Raw genomic sequence first — 20,573 nt, 5'->3', positions numbered from 1 at the left:
ACCGACCGCAGGCAGCGGGGCGGGAGGCGAACGCAGTGCGAAGCACCGATTTCTTTGCGGGGCCGCGGGGATTGTAAAGGGGAACGCGGTGTTCCCCTTTACCCGTTCACGTGTTCGGGAGGTCCATTTCGCCATGAACATAAGGTGAACGGAACCCACCTCCCGAGCCGCATTTTCCCCCTCACCCTGGCCCTCTCCCCAACGAGGAGAGGGGACCGTTCGTGCTCGCGTTTTTTGTTGGGATTCCTCAGCCCCGGGGGAGAGGGAGAAAACCGGTGGTAGCCCGGATCAGGCGCTTACGCCGCCATCCGGGAAAGACATTGATGTGGAACCCTGTGTAGCCCCCACAGGGTTAAATCGATGTCCGGCCAAACGCCGCTTGCCAGTCCTGCTCAAACTTCGTGACAGCAGCCTCTACCGCGGGCGCGGCGATAAACTGTTGCGCCACATCCAGCGGAAGCGTAATCGACTCACAGCCTGCCAGCAGACACGCCAGCGCCTGGCGTGGTGTCTTAAAGCTGGCCGCCAGCACCTTCGCCCCTGGCGCATGCAGGCTCAACAAACGCTGTAAATCATTTACCGTCTGAACTCCGTCACCGCCCTGCGCATCCACGCGGTTCACATACGGCGCGACATACTCTGCCCCCGCGAGTGCGGATAACAACCCCTGCCCGGCGCCGTATACCGCCGTGCCAAGCGTTGGAATGCCTTCCGCTTTCAGACATTTAATGGCTGCCAGCCCCTCCGCCGTCACCGGCACTTTCACCACCAGGTCGGGAATAATGGCACGCAGCTTATGAGCATCCGCCACCATCCCCTCAGCGGTGTTCGCCATTACCTGGGCAAACAGGCGGCCTTTGCCATCCAGCGCGTCGTACAGTTGCGGCAGCAACACCTCAACAGGCGTTTTGCCTGCCGCCACAATACTCGGATTGGTGGTCACGCCCGCCAGCGGAAAAATGCGCGCCAGCCGTTTTACCGCCGCCACGTCTGATGTATCGAGATACAGTTCCATTCTTTCACCCTCAAAATGTGAGATTCAGCATGCTTTAAAACTAACACGCACCAACCTGCCCAAGAGTTGACCTTTATCAATATAACTTTCATTCGAAAGTAATTTAATCTTCATACGCAAGATGAGGGCAACCTATGATTTTCAATATTCAACGCTATTCCACCCATGATGGCCCCGGTATTCGCACCGTCGTCTTTCTAAAGGGCTGTTCATTAGGCTGCCGCTGGTGTCAGAACCCGGAGAGCCGCGCCCGCGAACGCGAAGTGCTGTTCGACGCCAGACTGTGCCTGGAAGGCTGCGATCTTTGCCAGCAGGTGGCCCCGAAAGCCATTAGCCGGGCGCTTAACGGCCTGCTTATTGCCCGTGAAAATCTAACGGATAGCGACCTTAACGCTCTGACCGACTGCTGCCCAACGCAGGCACTGACCGTCTGCGGGGAAGATAAATCTGTCGAGGACATCATGGCGACAGTGTTGCGTGATAAAGCCTTTTATACCCGCAGCGGCGGCGGTATTACCCTTTCCGGCGGCGAGCCGTTTATGCACCCGGAACTGGCTTTCTCCCTTTTTAAAGCCAGCCACGAACACGGGATCCACACTGCCGTTGAAACCTGCCTGCATGTGCCATGGCGCTACATTGAGCCCTCTCTGCCCTATGTGGATCTGTTTCTCGCCGACCTGAAACATGTGGATAGCGGCGCGTTTAAACAGTGGACCGACGGCAGCGCCAGACGCGTGCTGGACAACCTGAAACGACTGGCGCAAGCCGGTAAGCAGATGACCATTCGCGTACCGTTGATTCCCGGCTTCAATGCCGATGAAAAATCCATTTCCGATATCACCAATTTTGCCGCCGACGAACTGAACGTCCGCGAGATCCACTTTTTGCCCTATCACACGCTGGGCATGAATAAATACACCTTACTCAGTCAACCCTACACCGCCCCTGACAAGCCGCTTGATGCACCGGCGTTACTGGCATTCGCCCAGAACTACGCCTGCGAGAAAGGGCTGACAGCGATATTACGAGGATAATCTCATGACGACGTTACAACTCTCGACCCTGACCGACCGTATTAAGGCGCATAAGAACGCACTGGTGCACATTGTAAAACCTCCGGTGTGTACCGAGCGTGCGCAGCACTACACCGAGATGTATCAGCAGCACATGGATAAGCCCATTCCGGTACGCCGCGCGCTGGCGCTGGCCCATCATCTGGCGGCGCGTACCATCTGGATCAAGCACGACGAGCTGATCATCGGCAACCAGGCAAGCGAAGTGCGCGCCGCGCCGATCTTCCCGGAATATACCGTCAGTTGGATTGAAAAAGAGATCGATGACCTGGCAGATCGTCCAGGGGCTGGCTTTGCGGTAAGCGAAGAAAATAAACAGGTGCTGCACGCCATTTGCCCGTGGTGGCGTGGCCAGACCGTGCAGGATCGCTGCTACGGTATGTTTACCGATGAGCAAAAAGCGCTGCTGGAAACCGGCATCATCAAGGCCGAAGGCAATATGACCTCGGGCGATGCGCATCTGGCGGTGAATTTCCCGCTACTGCTGGAAAAAGGGCTGGACGGCCTGCGCCATAAAGTGGATGAACGCCGTTCACGTATTAACCTTACCGTTCTGGAAGATTTGCACGGTGAGCAGTTCCTGAAAGCGATTGATATCGTGCTGGATGCCGTCAGCCTGCACATTGAGCGTTTCGCCAACCTCGCCCGTCAAATGGCCCGTGCAGAAACCCGCACCAGTCGCCGCGATGAACTGCTGGCGATGGCGGAAAACTGCGATGTGATAGCCCATGAGCCGCCGAAAACCTTCTGGCAGGCACTGCAACTGTGCTACTTCATTCAGTTGATCCTGCAAATCGAATCTAACGGCCATTCTGTCTCCTTTGGCCGTATGGATCAGTATCTGTATCCGTACTATCGCCGCGATGTGGAGCTGGACCAGTCGCTTTCCCGCGAGCAGGCCATTGAAATGCTGCACGGCTGCTGGCTGAAATTGCTGGAAGTGAACAAAATCCGCTCCGGCTCGCACTCCAAAGCCTCTGCGGGCAGCCCGCTGTATCAGAACGTCACCATTGGCGGTCAGAAACTGGTCAACAATGCGCCGATGGATGCCGTGAACCCGCTCTCTTACGCGATTCTGGAATCCTGTGGCCGCCTGCGCTCAACCCAGCCGAACCTCAGCGTGCGCTACCACGCGGGCATGAGTAACGACTTCCTCGACGCCTGCGTACAGGTGATCCGCTGCGGCTTCGGGATGCCGGCGTTTAACAACGATGAAATCGTGATCCCTGAGTTCATTAAGCTTGGCGTCGAACCACAGGATGCGTATGACTATGCGGCGATCGGCTGTATCGAAACCGCCGTCGGTGGCAAATGGGGGTATCGCTGCACCGGGATGAGTTTTATCAACTTTGCCCGCGTGATGCTGGCAGCGCTGGAAGGCGGTCGCGATGCCACCAGCGGCAAAGTGTTCCTGCCGCAGGCACATGCGTTGTCGAAAGGCAACTTCACCCACTTCGACGAGGTGATGGCCGACTGGGATACGCAGATTCGCTACTACACCCGGAAATCGATTGAGATTGAGTATGTTGTCGACACCATGCTCGAAGAGAATGTCCACGATATTCTCTGTTCCGCGCTGGTGGATGACTGTATCGAGCGGGCGAAAAGCATTAAACAGGGTGGCGCGAAATATGACTGGGTGTCCGGCCTGCAGGTGGGCATCGCCAACCTCGGCAATAGCCTGGCGGCGGTGAAAAAACTGGTCTTCGAACAGGGAGCCATCGGGCAACAGCAGCTTGCGGAGGCGCTGGCCGCTGATTTCGACGGTCTGACGCATGAGCAGTTGCGCCAGCGTTTGATTAACAACGCGCCGAAGTATGGCAATGATGATGATAGCGTGGATACGCTGCTGGTACGCGCTTACCAGACCTATATCGATGAACTGAAAAATTACCATAATCCACGTTTCGGAAGCGGCCCGATTGGCGGCAACTATTACGCCGGGACATCGTCTATTTCCGCCAACGTGCCATTTGGTGCGGCAACCATGGCGACGCCGGACGGACGTAAAGCCAAAACGCCGCTCGCCGAAGGGGCCAGCCCGGCATCAGGCACTGACCATCTCGGCCCGACAGCGGTGATCGGTTCAGTGGGGAAACTGCCGACAGCGGCGATCCTCGGCGGCGTGTTGCTTAATCAGAAGCTGAACCCGTCAACGCTTGAGAATGACAGTGACAGGCAGAAACTGATGTTGCTGTTGCGCACGTTCTTTGAGGATCATAAGGGCTGGCATATTCAGTACAATATTGTGTCCCGTGAGACGTTGCTGGAAGCGAAGAAACACCCGGATCAATATCGCGACCTGGTGGTGCGTGTAGCAGGCTATTCTGCATTCTTTACCGCGCTGTCACCGGATGCGCAGGATGATATTATCGCACGCACTGAACATACGCTTTAACCCTGGCATGACCTCTGCGGTCTGGTGCCCTCACCCCGGCCCTCTCCCACGGGAGAGGGTGCAAACACCAAAAACGGCAACCAGGGGGGTTGCCGTTTTGCTTTCACCTTGCTTTCGAATGAAATAAATTTGTGCTTCAGGTCACACTGTTATTACAATGTTACGAGTGGTACCCAGACCAGGAGCTTATGTATGACTGTAAAAGTTATCGTCACTGATATGGACGGAACTTTTCTTGACGACGCCAAACAATACGACCGCGATCGTTTTATGGCACAGTTTGCCCAACTCAGGCAGCGTGATATTGAATTTGTCGTCGCCAGCGGCAATCAGTATTACCAGCTCATCTCCTTTTTCCCGGAACTGAAAGATCAGATCTCTTTTGTCGCCGAAAACGGCGCGCTGGTCTTTGAACACGGTCAGCAACTGTTTCACGGTGAACTTACCCGTCATGAAGCCCAGGTCGTTATCGGCGAGTTACTGAAAGACAAAGCGCTGAATTTCGTCGCCTGTGGGCTGGAAAGCGCCTGGGTCAGCGAAAACGCGCCGGATAGCTTTATCGACCTGATGGCAAAGCACTATCATCGTCTGCAACGCATCAGCGACTACCACCAGATTAACGATACCCTGTTCAAATTCTCGCTCAATTTACCGGACAGTGACATCCCGCAACTAATTGATAAACTGCATGTTTCGCTGGATGGCATCATGAAGCCTGTGACCAGCGGCTTTGGTTTTGTCGACCTGATTATTCCCGGTCTGCACAAAGCCAACGGCATTACCCGTCTGCTGAAACGCTGGCAGTTGTCGCCGCAAGAGTGTGTAACGATTGGCGATAGCGGCAACGACGCCGAAATGTTGCGCATGACGGCGTTTTCGTTCGCCATGGGTAACGCCAGCGACGCCATCAAAGCCATTGCCCGTCATCGCACCGATGACAACAACCACCAGGGCGCGCTGAATGTGATTCAGGCGGTACTGGACGGTGCTCCCCCGTTCCAGTGATTTTCCCGGCCGGAGTCGTCGCTCCGGCCTTTCCCCTTCTCTCTTTCCCTGCCCTTCTTTCAGCTTTGTGCTCTGCATCAAGTTTTTAAACTTGCATTAACTTATTTTTAACTTAAATTATCACTTGTAAGCTTAATTACTTTCGAATGAAAGATTGCGAGGCCATTATGACGTTCACCAGCGAAACTTTACCCGTCGACCATAAAGCGGCTATCCGGCAAATGAAGCAGGAATTGCGCCAGCAAATCGGTGACGTAAAAGCCGTATTCAATCAACTCCACGCGCGGATTAGCCAGCGCGTCGCAGAGATCAACGCGTTAAAGGCGCAGGGCGAGGATGTCTGGCCGGTGATCCCCTTTGAAGCGGTAAAACAGGGGCGGGTAAGCGAGCAACAGCGTGCGCTGATTAAACAACGCGGTTGTGCGGTGATCAAAGGGCATTTCCCCCGCGAGCGGGCGCTCGGCTGGGACCGCGACATGATGGCCTACCTTGAGCAAAACCACTTTGATGATGTCTACAAAGGGCCAGGCGATAACTTCTTTGGATCTCTCGATGCCTCTCGCCCGGAAATTTACCCTATCTACTGGTCGCAGTCACAAATGCAGGCACGCCAGAGCGACGAAATGGCTGCCGTGCAGTCGTTCCTCAACCGCCTGTGGCGCTTTGAAAGCGAAGGGACAACGTGGTTTGACCCGGATGTCAGCGTGATTTACCCGGACCGTATTCGTCGCCGTCCGCCGGGAACGACGTCAAAAGGTTTAGGTGCCCATACCGATTCCGGCGCCCTGGAACGCTGGCTGCTTCCGGCGTATCAACGGGTCTTTGCCAACGTCTTTAACGGCAAACTGGACGAATACGATCCGTGGGATGCCGCGCATCGTACCGAGGTGGAAGAATATACCGTCGAGAACACCACCAAATGTTCAGTGTTCCGTACCTTCCAGGGCTGGACGGCGCTCTCCGATATGATCCCAGGCCAGGGGTTGTTGCATGTCGTGCCGATCCCGGAGGCAATGGCCTATATTCTGCTACGCCCACTGCTGGATGATGTGCCAGAAGATGAGTTGTGCGGTGTGGCTCCGGGTAAGGTGCTTCCCATTTCGGAGAAATGGCACCCGCTGCTGATAGAGGCGTTAACCTCCATCCCGGCGCTGGAAGCGGGCGACTCCGTCTGGTGGCATTGCGATGTGATTCACTCCGTCGCCCCGGTAAACGATCAACAGGGCTGGGGTAACGTGATGTATATCCCCGCCGCCCCCCTGTGCGAGAAAAACCTCGCCTGGGCGCGTAAAGCAAAAGTCGCGCTGGAAAATGGCGTATCGCCAGGTGATTTTCCGCGAGAAGATTATGAAGCAAACTGGGAGGGGCGCTTCACGCTGGCCGATTTAAACGCCTATGGAAAACGGGCGCTGGGCATAGACTAAACGTCATACAGCCCTTCTCGCTCCACGGCGGTACGTCGTTGTCCCGGACGTATCCGCCGTACTGACTCCCTCACTACCAGCATGCCATTAATCAGCAGCGAGCCAATTGCCGCCTGCGGGCGAATCAGCCGTTGCTGCAACATGTGAACGGCCTCAGTACCAAGTTCATCGCGCGGCACATGGACCGCCGTCAGCGGTACGTCCTGAATGGCGGCCAGGTTGAAGGCATCAATGCTCATCACCGAGACATCCTGCGGAACGCGTAAGCCGCGTTGTTGCAGCGCCCGCACGGTCCCTTCCGCCATAAAATCTCCCCCGACTAAAAACGCGGTCGGCGGGTTTTTATGTGCGGGACTGTCGAGCCACTCTGCAACCCGCTGCTGGGCTTCTCTGGCGCTAAAACTGGGAACAGTGATCAGATCGCGCTTACTCTGAAAACGTAGATTTCGCTGTTGCCAGGCTTCTTTAATGCCCGCCAGCCGCAGATCCATGGTGTAGCGGCGCAGACACATCACGACCACCATATCGCGATGACCGGAGTCAAACAGATAGTCAGCGGCAAACTCACCGATTGCCCGGTGATCCGGGGCCACCGTCGGCAGGCGCATCCGCTTATCGCGGCAGTTAATCAGTACGCAAGGTTTGGCAAAATCCGCGGCCAGTTCGTGAATATGCGGATCGTCAATCCCCAACAAAATTGCCGCCTGGGTTTCCGGCTCATTCATTCGTGAAATAAATACATTAGCATCGCTATCCAGCTCCTCCAGCGGGCAGTAACGCAGCCGCACCTCATGAGAATCCAGCGCCTTACTGATGCTTTGAATCACGCGGTAATAAAAGATATCGGAGCGCTCATCGAACGCCCGCTGTGGTGCAAAGATCACCAGGTTATTGAGCAGCAACCTCCCGGCGGCAATCCCCTCCATTACCCCTAACTCACGCGCACATTCCAGTACCAGGCGTCTGGCCGTTTCGCTGGTATTGGCCTTACCCGCCAGCACACGGGACACGGTGCTGGTCGACAGGTTGGTGCGCTGGGCGATTTCAGTGATTTTTAGCTTTTTATCCATTTTGTGATCTTGCTCCGTTTCCTCGATGGGAAAATTTTCATGAAGCATAAGCCTCATGAATACTGGTTCGGAAAGCATATTGCCCTTTTCTTTGGCGAATTGATGAGAATCCTTGCACAAAATCCACTATGGCTGACCTTTTTTCTCCCCTAACGTAAAGATGTCGTACAACTTCCATACTAGTTGTCGGCGTATTTCAGGCTAAAGCAGAAAAAAATCCCCATGCGGTCCAGATCGGTATAACAAATTTCGAATGGCCCGCAACGACTTCCCTACAGAACGGTGCGTGGAGAAAAAAATGAGCCAGGGAATCAACAATAATGAAGTGGTGGCAAGCAAAAGCCGCCGGATAGTCAAAAACTTACGCTGGTGGGTGCTGGTCCTGTTTTTACTGGGCGTCACGGTGAACTACATCACCCGTAACTCGCTCGGCATTCTTGCCCCCGAACTGAAAACCAGTATGGGCATTACGACCGAGCAGTACTCATGGATTGTGGGCGCTTTTCAGTTAGCCTATACCGTTTTCCAGCCATTATGCGGTTGGTTGATTGACGTGATTGGCCTGAAAGTGGGCTTTATGGTCTGTGCCATCATCTGGGCGCTGGCCTGTATTTTCCACGCCGGGGCGAGCAGTTGGTTGCAACTGGCTATTTTGCGTTTCACGATGGGGGCATCCGAAGCGGCCGCCACGCCAGCGAATGCCAAAACCCTGGGCGAGTGGTTCCCGAAATCGGAGCGCCCGGTTGCCGCAGGTTGGGCTGGCGTTGGTTTCTCGATTGGCGCCATGCTGGCACCGCCAATTATCTATTTTGCCCATGCCTCTTTTGGCTGGCAGGGCGCGTTTATGTTTACCGGTGTTCTGGCGCTGGTGTGGGTGCTGCTGTGGTGGGCGTTTTACTATAACCCGGAAAAACACCCGAACCTGAGCAAAGAGGAACTGGCCTATATCAAGCAGGACAACGAGGCGCCTGCGGTCAAACTGCCCTTCTTTTCCGCGCTGAAAACCGTCGCCAAAAACAAACGCTTTTACGGTATCGCCATCCCGGCGTTTATGGCGGAACCCGCCTGGGCCGTGCTGAGCTTTTGGGTGCCCCTGTATCTGGCGAAAGAGCATGGGATGGACCTTAAGCAAATCGCCATGTTTGCCTGGCTCCCCTTCCTTGCCGCCGATCTGGGCAGCGTGGCAAGCGGCTATCTCACCAAACTGTATACCCGCTGGTTCGGCTGCTCTCGGGTGAACTCGGTGGTGGCAAGCTCCGTCACCGGTGCGTTTCTGATGATCTCGCTGGGCATCGTCGCAATTACCCGCGATCCCTATATCACTATCGTGCTGATCTCGATTGGCGGTTTCGGTCACCAGATCATCTCCTGCATGCTGAGCGCGCTGGTGGTGGAATCCTTTGATAAGGGCCAGATGGCTACCGTTAATGGTATGCGCGGCTCGGCGGCATGGATCGCCAGTTTCCTCTTCTCTCTGCTGATTGGCGTTACCGCTGACAAAATCGGTTTCAATCCGCTGTTTATCGCAATGGGCTTTTTTGACCTGATTGGGGCCATTTTCCTGGTGTCATTTATTGCTGAACGTCGCGCAAAACGCGTCTGATAATGGATGTCTGATATGAAAACGTTGAAAAACTGGACCTTACAAAAACAGGCGGCTCACCATATTGAACTGTTGGTGGATGGGCAGCATACGCTGTGCCTGTATGTGCTGGAAAAAACGCTGTTCCGCGTGCTGTTAAAACGGAAAGGTGAGCTGGCGCTGGACAGAACCTGGAGTATTGCCCCCACGCAGGATGTGCCATGGGAAGGCCGTCACCGTGAAGATATCAGTGGCTTTACCTGCCCGGACTGGACGCTTGAGCAACACGACCAGCAGTTGGTTCTCGCCACCGAAGCGTTACGGGTCACCGTGCACCAGCCGCTGTGGCTGGAATGGCACTATCGTAATGAGGCCGGAGAGTGGCAATGGCTGGCAGGCGATCGTCCTACCAGCGCCTATCAACTTAATGCCCATGGCGACGGTGTGGCGCATTATCTGAGCCGTAAAAAAGATGAGCGGTTTTATGGTCTGGGCGAGAAAGCAGGTAATTTGCAGCGTAACGGCAAACGTTATGAAATGCGCAATCTGGACGCGATGGGCTATAACGCGGTCAGTACCGATCCTCTCTACAAACATATTCCGTTTACCCTCACCCGCCGGGACGACATCAGTTACGGTCTGTTTTATGACAACCTGAGCAGTTGCTGGCTGGATTTGGGTAATGAAATCGATAATTACCATACCGCCTATCGCCGCTGGCAGGCCGAAGCGGGCGATATCGATTATTACCTGTTTACCGGCACGCGGGCGCTGGATGTCACCAAAGCGTTTGTCCGCCTGACCGGGAAAACCCTGTTTGGGCCGAAGTGGAGTCTGGGCTACAGCGGATCCACTATGCATTACACCGATGCGCCGGATGCGCAAAACCAGCTAATGAACTTTATTCGCCTGTGTTCTGAGCATGCGATTCCCTGCGATTCGTTCCAGCTCTCTTCGGGCTATACCTCCATTAATGGTAAGCGCTACGTCTTTAACTGGAACTACGACAAGGTGCCGCAGCCAAAAGTCATGAGCCAGGCCTTCCACGATGCGGGCCTGAAACTGGCGGCCAATATCAAGCCGTGCCTGCTGCAGGACCATCCACGCTATAACGAAGTGGCAGAGAAAGGGCTGTTTATTCGCGATTCAGAAAAGGATGCGCCAGAACGTTCGAGCTTCTGGGACGATGAAGGGTCGCACCTCGACTTTACGAATCCGCAGACCGTCAAATGGTGGCAGCAAGGCGTGACCACGCAACTGCTGGAGATGGGCATCGACTCTACGTGGAACGATAACAACGAGTTTGAAGTGTGGGATGGCGAAGCCCGCTGCTACGGTTTTGGCCGCGAGATTGCCATCAAACATATTCGCCCGGTGATGCCGCTGCTGATGATGCGCGCCTCGCTGGAAGCACAGCAACGATTCGCCCCGGATAAACGTCCGTACCTGATCTCCCGCTCTGGCTGCGCCGGGATGCAGCGCTACGTACAAACCTGGAGCGGTGATAACCGGACCAATTGGGATACGCTGCGCTTTAACACCCGAATGGGGCTTGGGATGAGTCTGTCCGGGCTGTATAACGTGGGGCACGATGTGGGCGGCTTCTCCGGGGATAAACCGGATGCTGAACTGTTTGTTCGCTGGGTACAAAACGGCGTGATGCACCCTCGTTTCACCATCCATTCATGGAATGACGATCATACGGTGAATGAGCCGTGGATGTATCCGGGGGTGACGCCGGCCATTCGCAGCGCCATCGAACTGCGTTACCGTCTGTTGCCCTATTTTTATACCCTGTTGTGGCAGGCGCATGCGGATGACGAACCGATGCTGCGCCCGACTTTCCTCGATCACGAGCATGACACGCAGACGTTTGAAGAGTGCGACGATTTCCTGCTGGGCCGCGATATTCTGGTGGCCAGCGTGGTCGAAGAAGGTCAGCGCGAACGCCGTGTCTGGCTGCCTGCGAACGAGACCGGCTGGTATGATTTTTACACTCACGAGTGGTTCTGCGGCGGGCAGTGGATTGTGCGCGACGCGCCGCTGGAAAAACTGCCATTGCTGGTCCGCGCCGGCGCGGGATTGCCGCTCAGCGCGCGAATCAGGCATGTTAGCGCGACGGCGGATGATACCCGTGAGCTGAAACTGTTTCCGGTGAAAGGAACGGGGCGCTCAGACGGGTTGCTGTTTGAAGATGATGGTGAGAGCTGGGGTTATCAGAACGGGAATGCTCTGTGGCTGGAATGGACAATGGCCTGCGACGCGGACTCTATCAATCTGACGATCGCCGCAACCGGTGATTACCGTCCGGCATGGCCGTCGCTTAAGGTATCGTTACCGGCAGGCGAAGGACGTAAGCTTCTGATCAACGGCGAAGCGCGGAGCGAGTGGGTGCTGTAGTCCCCTCACCCGGCCCTCTCCCAAAAGGGAGAGGGTGAATACCGCTCCGGGCAAATAATTAACCCGCAAGGCTTTCGTTATCTGCCTGTAGCTGTTTTAGCTCATCCCGCGCATGCACTGCGTAGAGGTACTGCGCAATTCGCTCAGCAACCTCCGCGCCGTCCAGCTTCTGTTTGCCGTTTTCATCGCTCTGAATAAGTTTGCCGGCCAGTAAAATGGTCACGGCACGCTTGCCTGGGTCAAAGCGAATGGTGCGCATAAAGCGTTTGGTCGTGATATCGGGTTCATACCCGTCGCGAAGATAGAGCTCTACCGTTACCGTTTCCGATGACTGGCGAACGAGCAAGGAGTCAATGTTATGTAGCGGCAATGGTTTCGCAATAAAACAACTGGTAATACTCTCCTCGTTTAAGGAGAAGAGTGGATGCGCAGCCTGTTTTATCTGTTTATATCCGGCAAGTATCAGCAGCAATCCGGGTAAAAGCAGGATACAGCCAAGAAGCGGGAAAAAGGGCTCGCTATGGGATAAAGATAAAAAGAGCATCGTCAGCCCACCCAAACCAAACAGACCACCTAATACGAGCGAAAACCACGCCCCTGCCTTATTCCCCCAAAAATCGAGGGTCGTCTGAGACTGCTGGACATGGGACTCAAGCGCCTCCCGATAAGCGGCTTTTTGTTGGTGAATTTCGGCTTCAACCTTTTGCGCCAGCGGCAGACATAACTCCGTAATATCGTTAAACATGGCGCTGAACATCAGCCATCCGTCTTGCGTGACCGGACGAGCCGCGCGCTCAAAAAGAGTGGGATGCAGTGCGACGCCGAGATTCTCAATGCGTGCCCGTGTAGCAGGATGGCTGTCCATGGGATGCTCAAGCGCCGTCTCCAGCCCCGCCTCTACTTTTAACGGCTGGCCGTTTTGCTGTTCGGCGATAAGGTTTTCAACCCAGCCAACCAGAGAAACGTCACCGCTCACCGCCGCATCTGCATTTTTATCTACATACTCGCTCAGGGCAGTAATGCGCAGCAACGCGCTGGACAGGGCGGGCGCAGATGCCGCACGCGCGCCTGCTTCATCAGCCGCATATTCACGAATGCGGCTCCAGTGGCTCACGGTTTCATGAAAACGGTCAAGAAACCACGCCCCCATATCCAGTGACGGGATAAGCACAACCTTGTCCACCCACGAGCCAACCTGCGCCCCATTCGCTATCTCATGCAGGCTGGTTATCATGCCAGCGTAGAGCGGCGCGAAACGCAGGCTGTACTGGGTATCATTGCCGGTGAAGTGCCCCAGTTCATGGCCGATCACCGCCGCTATTTCTTCTTTATCCATCAGCGCGGCGTAACCCAGGGGCAGGTACAGTGTATTCCCGGTCAGGCGCGCCCCCTGTTCCAGTTGAATAGCGTTAGCCGTGACGTAAAAGCAGTCAAAATAACCGATAACAATATTGTCCGGTACAATAAGCGCGGCGCGCTGCGCCAACGTTTCGACCCATGACCAAAGCGCAGGCGCATCGTCGCGCAGAACATTCACACCGTAAATATGTGAATCATCCTGCTGGAAAATAGCGAAACATTTTTTGATAGAGAGAATGCCTTTAAACAGCATCCAGAGAATACTCAAAAGCGTAAACAGGGCGATTAGGACTATTTTTATTCCCCCGCCGTTCAATCGAAAATTATCGGTAAACCATGCTATTTCCGACAGTGCTATACAGACTATGGCCAGCCCACAAAATACCATTTCCCCTACCATTAAAAATGGCAACAGTCGTCGGCAACGGGTAAATTTCGCAATTAATATATCCTGCGACTTTCGGGAAGCGCGCGCGCTGAAATGACACAACGCCATAGCATAGCCAATTGTAACGGCTGCAAGGACAGCAAAGACAATACCAAGGCAAGTCATGCCGTAACGAAAAATAACGGTATTATCCTGGAAATAAAAAGCCAACTTCGCCAGGCCGCTCACCCGCGAATATTGCCATAAACCATAAATAAAAATAATGACTGGAATAATAAATGTTCTGCCAATATGCCTTTCCACGATAAACGCTCCTTGTGTTTATTGCAGACGTGCATCCCGCACGTTAAAAAAGTCTACCGTATTCTCTTAATAAGGAAATAGAACTAAAATTTGGTTTACACGGAATCAGAAAAAATAAAAACGCTTTCTTCCGGATGGAAGAAAGCGTAAAGAAATTATTCGATGCCTTTACTGCGCAGATAATCTTCGTAATTGCCCGTAAAGTCGATGACTTTCTCCGGCGTAATTTCGATGACGCGGGTCGCCAGCGAGCTCACAAATTCACGGTCATGAGAGACGAAAATCAGCGTGCCCTGATACATCTCCAGCGCCATGTTCAACGATTCGATAGATTCCATATCCAGGTGGTTGGTCGGTTCGTCCATCACCAGAATATTGGGTTTTTCCATCATTAGCTTGCCGAACAACATGCGGCCTTTCTCACCACCGGACAGCACCTTCGCGGGCTTTTTGATGTCGTCCTGGCTGAACAGCAGACGCCCCAGAATGCTGCGTACCGCTTGCTCATCATCGCCCTCTTGTTTCCACTGGCTCATCCAGTCAAACACGGTGAGGTCGTTTTCGAACTCGTATTCGTGGTCCTGCGCGTAGTAACCAATCTGCGCATTTTCCGACCATTTCACGGTGCCCTTGTCCGCTTCCAGTTCACCCACCAGCGTTTTCAGCATGGTGGATTTACCCACGCCGTTCGCACCGAGGATCGCGAGCTTCTCACCCACTTCCAGCAGCAGGTTAACACCTTTAAACAGCGGGCCTTCATCAAACCCTTTAGCGAGGGCTTCCACTTCCAGCGCGTTACGGAACAGTTTCTTGTCCTGCTCGAAACGGATGAACGGGTTCTGACGGCTGGAGGCTTTAACCTCTTCCAGTTTGATTTTATCAATCTGGCGCGCACGTGATGTAGCCTGGCGAGATTTAGAGGCGTTGGCGCTAAAGCGGCTAACAAACGACTGCAGATCGGCAATTTGCGCTTTCTTCTTGGCGTTATCCGCCAGCAGACGTTCACGCGCCTGGGTTGCCGCCGTCATATATTCGTCGTAGTTGCCCGGATAAACGCGCAGTTCGCCGTAATCCAGGTCAGCCATATGGGTGCAGACCATATTCAGGAAGTGACGGTCATGCGAAATGATGATCATGGTGCTGTTACGTTCGTTCAGCACCTGCTCCAGCCAGCGAATAGTATCGATGTCCAGGTTGTTCGTCGGTTCGTCGAGCAGCAGGATGTCCGGATTGGAAAACAGTGCCTGTGCCAACAGGACACGCAGTTTCCAGCCGGGAGCCACTTCGCTCATCGGACCGTAATGTTGCTCAACCGGGATCCCGACGCCGAGCAGCAGTTCGCCTGCGCGCGCCTCGGCGGAGTAACCGTCCATCTCGCCATATTGCGTTTCAAGATCGGCGACTTTGTAGCCGTCCTCTTCGCTCATTTCGGCCAGACCGTAGATACGGTCGCGCTCCTGCTTCACTTCCCACAGCTCACCATGACCCATGATCACGGTGTCGAGGACAGTGTACTCTTCGAAGGCGAACTGATCCTGACGCAGCTTACCGATGCGTTCATTCGGATCGAGGGAGACATTCCCCAGCGTCGGCTCTAAATCGCCGCCAAGGATTTTCATAAAGGTGGATTTACCGCTCCCGTTGGCGCCGATCAGGCCGTAACGGTTGCCGCCGCCAAATTTGACGGAAATGTTTTCAAACAGCGGCTTGCTGCCGAACTGCATGGTGACGTTGCTGGTGACTAACACGGAATTATCCTGAAATGTGTGACAAACACCCTATTATGCCACAATTCCGAATTAGATTCCTGCCCGGAAACGAAGGGCTAAAATGAAACCAACGGGAAAAAAGTGTGATTTCGTACACATCTCAATTCCCTGTGCGCGGGAATGCACATATAATGCGCTCCCATCTATTAGAAAGAACCATTAACCTAACGGCCTGTGGCACGAATCTCGCACACCATGAATATGAAATTAACAACGCTTTTAGCGGCGGCGTTTGCCGTCGTGGGCTTTTGCAAAACCGCGTCTGCTGTAACTTATCCGCTTCCGACCGATGGCAGCCGAGTGATCGGTCAAAACCAGGTCGTAACCATCCCAGAGAACAACAGCCAGCCGCTGGAGTACTTTGCCGCGCAATATCAGATGGGTCTTTCCAATATGCTGGAAGCGAACCCGGGTATTGATGCCTATCTGCCGAAAGGCGGTACGGTGATGAACGTGCCTCAGCAGCTTATTCTGCCGGATACCGTCCATGAAGGTATCGTTATCAACAGCGCCGAAATGCGTTTGTACTATTACCCGGCAGGGACCAAAACCGTTATCGTTCTGCCGATCGGTATCGGCCAGTTGGGTAAAGACACCCCGATTGCCTGGACCACTAAAGTAGAACGTAAGAAAGCCGGTCCGACCTGGACCCCAACGGCGAAAATGCACGCTGAATATGCCGCCGCAGGTCAACCGCTGCCGCCAGTCGTCCCGGCGGGTCCGGATAACCCGATGGGTCTGTACGCACTGTACATTGGCCGCCTGTATGCGATCCACGGGACCAACGCCAACTTCGGTATCGGTCTGCGCGTAAGCCACGGTTGTGTGCGTCTGCGTAACGACGACATCAAATTCCTGTTCGAAAACGTACCGGTCGGCACGCGCGTACAGTTTATTGATGAGCCGGTAAAAGCCACCACCGAGCCGGATGGCAGCCGCTACATCGAAGTACATAACCCGCTGTCCACCACCGAAGCGCAGTTCAACGGCGGCGAAATCGTGCCGATCGCGCTGACCAAGAGTGTACAGAGCGTTACCAGCCAGTCTGACGTTGACCAGAACATCGTAGACCAGGCAATCCAGAACCGCTCCGGTATGCCGGTTCGTGTGAACTGATCCTTGCGCAAGCATGAAAAAAGCGGGTTTAAACCCGCTTTTTTTTATCCGTTATTTACCACAATAATGCCGCCATGATCGTAGCGGTAACGGCAATGGGCATACTCCAGCGGCGTGCCGTCCTCCAGATAAATCACCTGCTCCACTTCCAGCACCGGGTCCGTCTCGTCACAGTTCAGATATTCACGGTCCTCAACGCCAGGTTTCAGCGCGCGCACGATGCGATAAGACCCCATAATCTTGAGCGCCAGATCGTCCTGCACATAGCGAAACACCGAACTTTCCAGATGTCCACGGTTAAGCCCTGGCACCAGGTTTACCGGCATCAGGGTAAATTCCAGCGACACCGGCTCCCCTTCCAGCAGGCGTAAGCGATTAAAGTCGTAGACCGGCTCGTCTGGCCCCAGCAGTAGCGAGTCCTGCTCTTTTTCCGTCGGGAAACGCAGCTCAAATTTGATGATTTTACTGGTGACCTGGCCAACGTTTTCCCAGGTCTTGGTCGCACCGTAATAGTCGCTGCCCGGTAAATCCCAGCGGGAGAGTTGCATAAAATTCTTGCGTACAAAGGTGCCCAATCCTTTACGGGTATAGACCAGCCCTTCGACAATCAACTGACGCATCGCCTGCTGGATGGTCATGCGGCTGGTATTGAATTCCGCCGCAAGGGCAAACTGATCGGGCAATGGCTCATTGGACGAGTACTGCTGACTCAGGATCCGTTGTTTAATTTCGCGCGCAATAGAAATGTATTTCGACGCCATTGCCTTTCCTTCTTGTTATTCAGCTATCCCATTGTTTCTTAAGGCCACTCTCTCGGCTATTTTGAGGAAAGGCAGGTAGAAGAATACACCAAAGATGATGATTATCAACTGAACCACCACCGCCCGCCAGTCTCCCGCGGTCGCCAGCCAGGCGCTTAAAATGGGCGGTGTCGTCCACGGGATCATCACCACACAACGCGACATCCACCCCAGCGTGGTACACAGCCAGGCAAAGTAAATGCCGATGGCGGGCAGCAAAACAAAGGGGATCATCAGCGGCAGGTTAAAAACAATCGGCAGACCGAAGATAACCGGTTCGTTTATATTAAACAGCCCCGGTGAAATCGACAGCCGCGCCACCTGTTTCGCCGATTTCTGACGCGAGAAAATGAATATGGCCAGCAACAGGGAAATCGTACTGCCCGTCCCGCCAATCATGCCGAAGGTCGGCACAAAGATATTATTGATGATATGTGGAATCGGCTGACCATTGGCAAAGGCCAGCATATTCTCATTGGTGTTGATAAGCAGGAACGGTTCCAGAATCACCCCATTTACCACCGACTGATGAATCCCCAGGGTAAACAGGAAGTTGCCGAAGCTATAAATAAAAATGGTTCCTGGCAGGCTGGTATTAATCAGCCGCAGCGGTTGCTGGATAAGCGTAGTGATCAGATGAATTAAGTCGGTATGAAGTACATTAGCCAGTACGGCGGCGATCACCGCGAACGTCGACAGAGTGATAATAGTCGGAATCAGAGCGGAAAAGGATTTACCCACCGCCGGTGGTACATTTTCACCCAGTGAAATATTCAGCTTTTCGATGCTGGCGATGCGGATAAATAACTCCGTCGACAGTAAACCGATAATCACCCCGGCGAAAATGCCGGTGGAGCCGATATTGGCAAAAGAGAGCATCTGGCTGACGGTAACGGTCGCTTTCGCCCCGTCCGGCACCACCTCCAGATGCATCGGCATCATCATAATGTAGCTGGAGAGCGCGATAACCACCGCCGAAACCGGGTTATCAAAGTTGCGATTGCGCGCCAGCGACCAGGCGGTCATGGGGGCAATCAATAGTGCTGCAATGTTCAACGTACCGTTGATGACCGCTTCCCCCCAGACCTTGAAGCGCACTAACGTCTCGCCCTCCAGGATCCACGGGAACACCACGTTATTGACCAGAACCGCCAGGCCGGCAAGGATAAAGATCGGCATCACGGCGGCAAAGGCGTCCCTTAAGGAACGCAGATGAACCTGGTTGGCCAGGCGGGCGGAAAAATCGACGAACTTATCCACAAAAGACTGCATGTTCGCTGTTGTTTTTGTTTCAGGCATCATGGTCTCCCTTCGTTCGGCATCAAACGGTACGCTGCTGTTTACAATTCGCGGCCGTTGCTGTGTATCACCTGTTTTAACCAGGCGTAGCTCCGTTTCGGCACGCGTTTAAGATCTTTTAGGTCATGGTTTTCGCGATTGACGTAGACCACGCCATAACGCTTACGCATATCACCCTGTGAGCTGAGAATGTCGATAAGCCCCCAGCCGAGATAGCCCACCACCTGCGCGCCATCTTCAAACATGGCGTCTTTCATCGCCTGAAGGTGATCACGGTGATAGGCAATGCGGTAATCGTCATTAATAGGATTCACCCCGTCCCAGGTTTCAATCACGCCGATACCGTTTTCAATGGGGAAAACCGGCAAACGCCAGTCGTTGTAGTAGCGGGTGATAATGGCGCGAAAACCGAGGGGGTCGATTTGCCAGTTCCATTCGGTGGCGTGCAAATACGGATTAGGCACATCGCCCTGTTGCAGGTAATAGTTCACCGGCGCATCTGGTGCGATCGCATCGCTGTTAAGCGCCTTGCTGGCGTAATAGCTAAACGCCGTATAGTCGCTTTTCACACGGGCAATGAGCGCCAGATCCTCAGCACGATAGATATCGCTAAAGCCTTCGCGCTCAACCACCGCCATCACCGCCGGGCTATAGCCCTGGCCGGCAAACACCCGCAGGAGATTCTGGTTGAGAAACTCGTCGTATTGCTGGGCACAAAAAACATCACGCGGTTTACAGGTCGCAGGATAGACAAGCTGATGGGCCAGCATACCGCCCATCAGTTTGCCGGGTTTGGTCTCATGCAGGTACTGGGTTAGCTGTACGTGGGCCATCATCACGTGGTGCTGAATTTGGTACAGCTCACGCAACGTTTTGTCGCCACGCAAATAGCCGCTAACCCGAAACGCTTCCGGCATATGGTAGATATTCTGCTCGTTGAACGTCAGCCACCAGGTTACGCGATCGCCAAAGCAGTCGATCATCTTCTGCCCATAACGGACAAACGCGTCCAGCACGTGACGATCGGTAAAACCATTGTATTTTTCCGCCAGCGCCAGCGGCATATCGAAGTGGTACAGGCAGATCATCGGTTCGATACCGCGAGCGAGCAGATCGTTGATAAAGCGATCGTAGAAGGCGATACCTTCCTCGTTGAATGCGCCGTCACCGTCCGGGCAGACACGGCTCCAGGATATCTGAAAGCGGTAGCAGTTCATGCCCAAATCGCGCATGTAATCAAAATCTTCCTGATAACGATGGTAGGAATCGGTCGCGACTTTCCAGTCAGAAGCAAACTCGCTGGCTTCGCGAATGTCGTAAACCGATGGCCCTTTTCCACCTTCATTCCATGCCCCTTCGGTCTGCATACTGGAAACGGAATTTCCCCATAAAAAGCCTGGCGGCAGCGTTTTACTCATCTGGACATCTCCCTCATCATATGACTAGTCATTTCGTGTATATGACTAGTCATATAGTCAAAGGTGAAAAGTCAGGCAAAACGAAAGGATCGTTTTTGTGAGCGGGATTGAGAAATTAGGTGGGAAGAAAAATCCCCGGTCAGCGACATGCCGC

At 54.1% G+C, this 20,573-nt stretch carries 14 protein-coding genes; 7 read left to right on the top strand and 7 right to left on the bottom strand.

The features are described 5' to 3' along the window. Window positions 1-352: 352 nt before the first annotated feature. Window positions 353-1,015: a fructose-6-phosphate aldolase gene (gene fsa / locus ABIB59_RS04700; protein WP_354034218.1), complete on the bottom strand. Its 663-nt coding sequence runs from the start codon at window positions 1,013-1,015 to the stop codon at window positions 353-355. Window positions 1,016-1,149: 134 nt separating this feature from the next. Here fsa and ABIB59_RS04695 point away from each other — a divergent pair, with 134 nt between their 5' ends. The 4 genes from ABIB59_RS04695 to ABIB59_RS04680 all read left to right on the top strand — a co-directional run bounded on the left by ABIB59_RS04695 (window position 1,150) and on the right by ABIB59_RS04680 (window position 6,915). Continuing rightward, window positions 1,150-2,049: a glycyl-radical enzyme activating protein gene (locus ABIB59_RS04695; RefSeq protein WP_354034216.1), complete on the top strand. Its 900-nt coding sequence runs from the start codon at window positions 1,150-1,152 to the stop codon at window positions 2,047-2,049. A 4-nt stretch (window positions 2,050-2,053) separates the two neighbouring features. Then, window positions 2,054-4,486: a formate C-acetyltransferase/glycerol dehydratase family glycyl radical enzyme gene (locus ABIB59_RS04690; RefSeq protein WP_354034214.1), complete on the top strand. Its 2,433-nt coding sequence runs from the start codon at window positions 2,054-2,056 to the stop codon at window positions 4,484-4,486. 192 nt (window positions 4,487-4,678) lie between these two features. Beyond that, window positions 4,679-5,491, top strand: coding sequence for a Cof-type HAD-IIB family hydrolase (locus ABIB59_RS04685; protein WP_071195624.1), 813 nt, complete (start codon window positions 4,679-4,681; stop codon window positions 5,489-5,491). Between the two features lie 167 nt (window positions 5,492-5,658). Further along, window positions 5,659-6,915: a DUF1479 domain-containing protein gene (locus ABIB59_RS04680; RefSeq protein WP_039077184.1), complete on the top strand. Its 1,257-nt coding sequence runs from the start codon at window positions 5,659-5,661 to the stop codon at window positions 6,913-6,915. Here the strand turns inward: ABIB59_RS04680 and ABIB59_RS04675 are convergent. Continuing rightward, on the bottom strand, window positions 6,912-7,985 hold the full coding sequence (locus tag ABIB59_RS04675; RefSeq protein ID WP_354034212.1) for a LacI family DNA-binding transcriptional regulator: 1,074 nt from the start codon (window positions 7,983-7,985) through the stop codon (window positions 6,912-6,914). The genes ABIB59_RS04680 and ABIB59_RS04675 overlap by 4 nt on opposite strands. A 298-nt stretch (window positions 7,986-8,283) precedes the next feature. On the opposite strand from ABIB59_RS04675, the gene ABIB59_RS04670 reads away from it, so the two are divergent. After that, the gene (locus tag ABIB59_RS04670) at window positions 8,284-9,588 is read left to right on the top strand and encodes an MFS transporter (RefSeq protein ID WP_039077185.1); all 1,305 of its coding nucleotides are present in this window, start codon (window positions 8,284-8,286) and stop codon (window positions 9,586-9,588) included. Between the two features lie 15 nt (window positions 9,589-9,603). Next, a complete protein-coding gene (locus tag ABIB59_RS04665; RefSeq protein ID WP_354034209.1) occupies window positions 9,604-11,967 on the top strand; it encodes a glycoside hydrolase family 31 protein in 2,364 nt (787 codons plus the stop codon). Window positions 11,968-12,025: 58 nt separating this feature from the next. On the opposite strand, the gene ABIB59_RS04660 is transcribed toward ABIB59_RS04665, so the two are convergent. Both ABIB59_RS04660 and ABIB59_RS04655 read right to left on the bottom strand, forming a co-directional pair. Continuing rightward, window positions 12,026-14,017, bottom strand: coding sequence for a M48 family metalloprotease (locus ABIB59_RS04660; protein WP_354034208.1), 1,992 nt, complete (start codon window positions 14,015-14,017; stop codon window positions 12,026-12,028). A 155-nt stretch (window positions 14,018-14,172) separates the two neighbouring features. After that, entirely contained in the window at window positions 14,173-15,765 is a 1,593-nt protein-coding gene (locus ABIB59_RS04655) for an ABC-F family ATPase (protein WP_354034206.1), read from the bottom strand. Between the two features lie 216 nt (window positions 15,766-15,981). Here ABIB59_RS04655 and ldtB point away from each other — a divergent pair, with 216 nt between their 5' ends. After that, window positions 15,982-16,902 carry a L,D-transpeptidase gene (gene ldtB, locus ABIB59_RS04650; RefSeq protein ID WP_039077189.1) on the top strand — a complete coding sequence of 307 codons (921 nt, stop codon included), beginning with the start codon at window positions 15,982-15,984 and terminating at the stop codon, window positions 16,900-16,902. A 44-nt stretch (window positions 16,903-16,946) separates the two neighbouring features. On the opposite strand, the gene ABIB59_RS04645 is transcribed toward ldtB, so the two are convergent. The 3 genes from ABIB59_RS04645 to ABIB59_RS04635 are packed head-to-tail and all read right to left on the bottom strand — an operon-like array spanning window position 16,947 to window position 20,419. Next, window positions 16,947-17,663: a GntR family transcriptional regulator gene (locus ABIB59_RS04645; protein WP_039077190.1), complete on the bottom strand. Its 717-nt coding sequence runs from the start codon at window positions 17,661-17,663 to the stop codon at window positions 16,947-16,949. Window positions 17,664-17,678: 15 nt separating this feature from the next. After that, window positions 17,679-19,001, bottom strand: a complete 1,323-nt coding sequence (locus tag ABIB59_RS04640; RefSeq protein WP_071195620.1) for a PTS sugar transporter subunit IIC — start codon at window positions 18,999-19,001, stop codon at window positions 17,679-17,681. Between the two features lie 41 nt (window positions 19,002-19,042). After that, window positions 19,043-20,419, bottom strand: a complete 1,377-nt coding sequence (locus ABIB59_RS04635) for a glycoside hydrolase family 1 protein (RefSeq protein WP_110295679.1) — start codon at window positions 20,417-20,419, stop codon at window positions 19,043-19,045. Window positions 20,420-20,573 lie beyond the last annotated feature (154 nt).

Source organism: Citrobacter sp. UYEF32 (assembly GCF_040546205.1).
GTDB lineage: Bacteria > Pseudomonadota > Gammaproteobacteria > Enterobacterales > Enterobacteriaceae > Phytobacter > Phytobacter diazotrophicus.
This window is presented reverse-complemented; position numbering and strand designations above follow the sequence as displayed.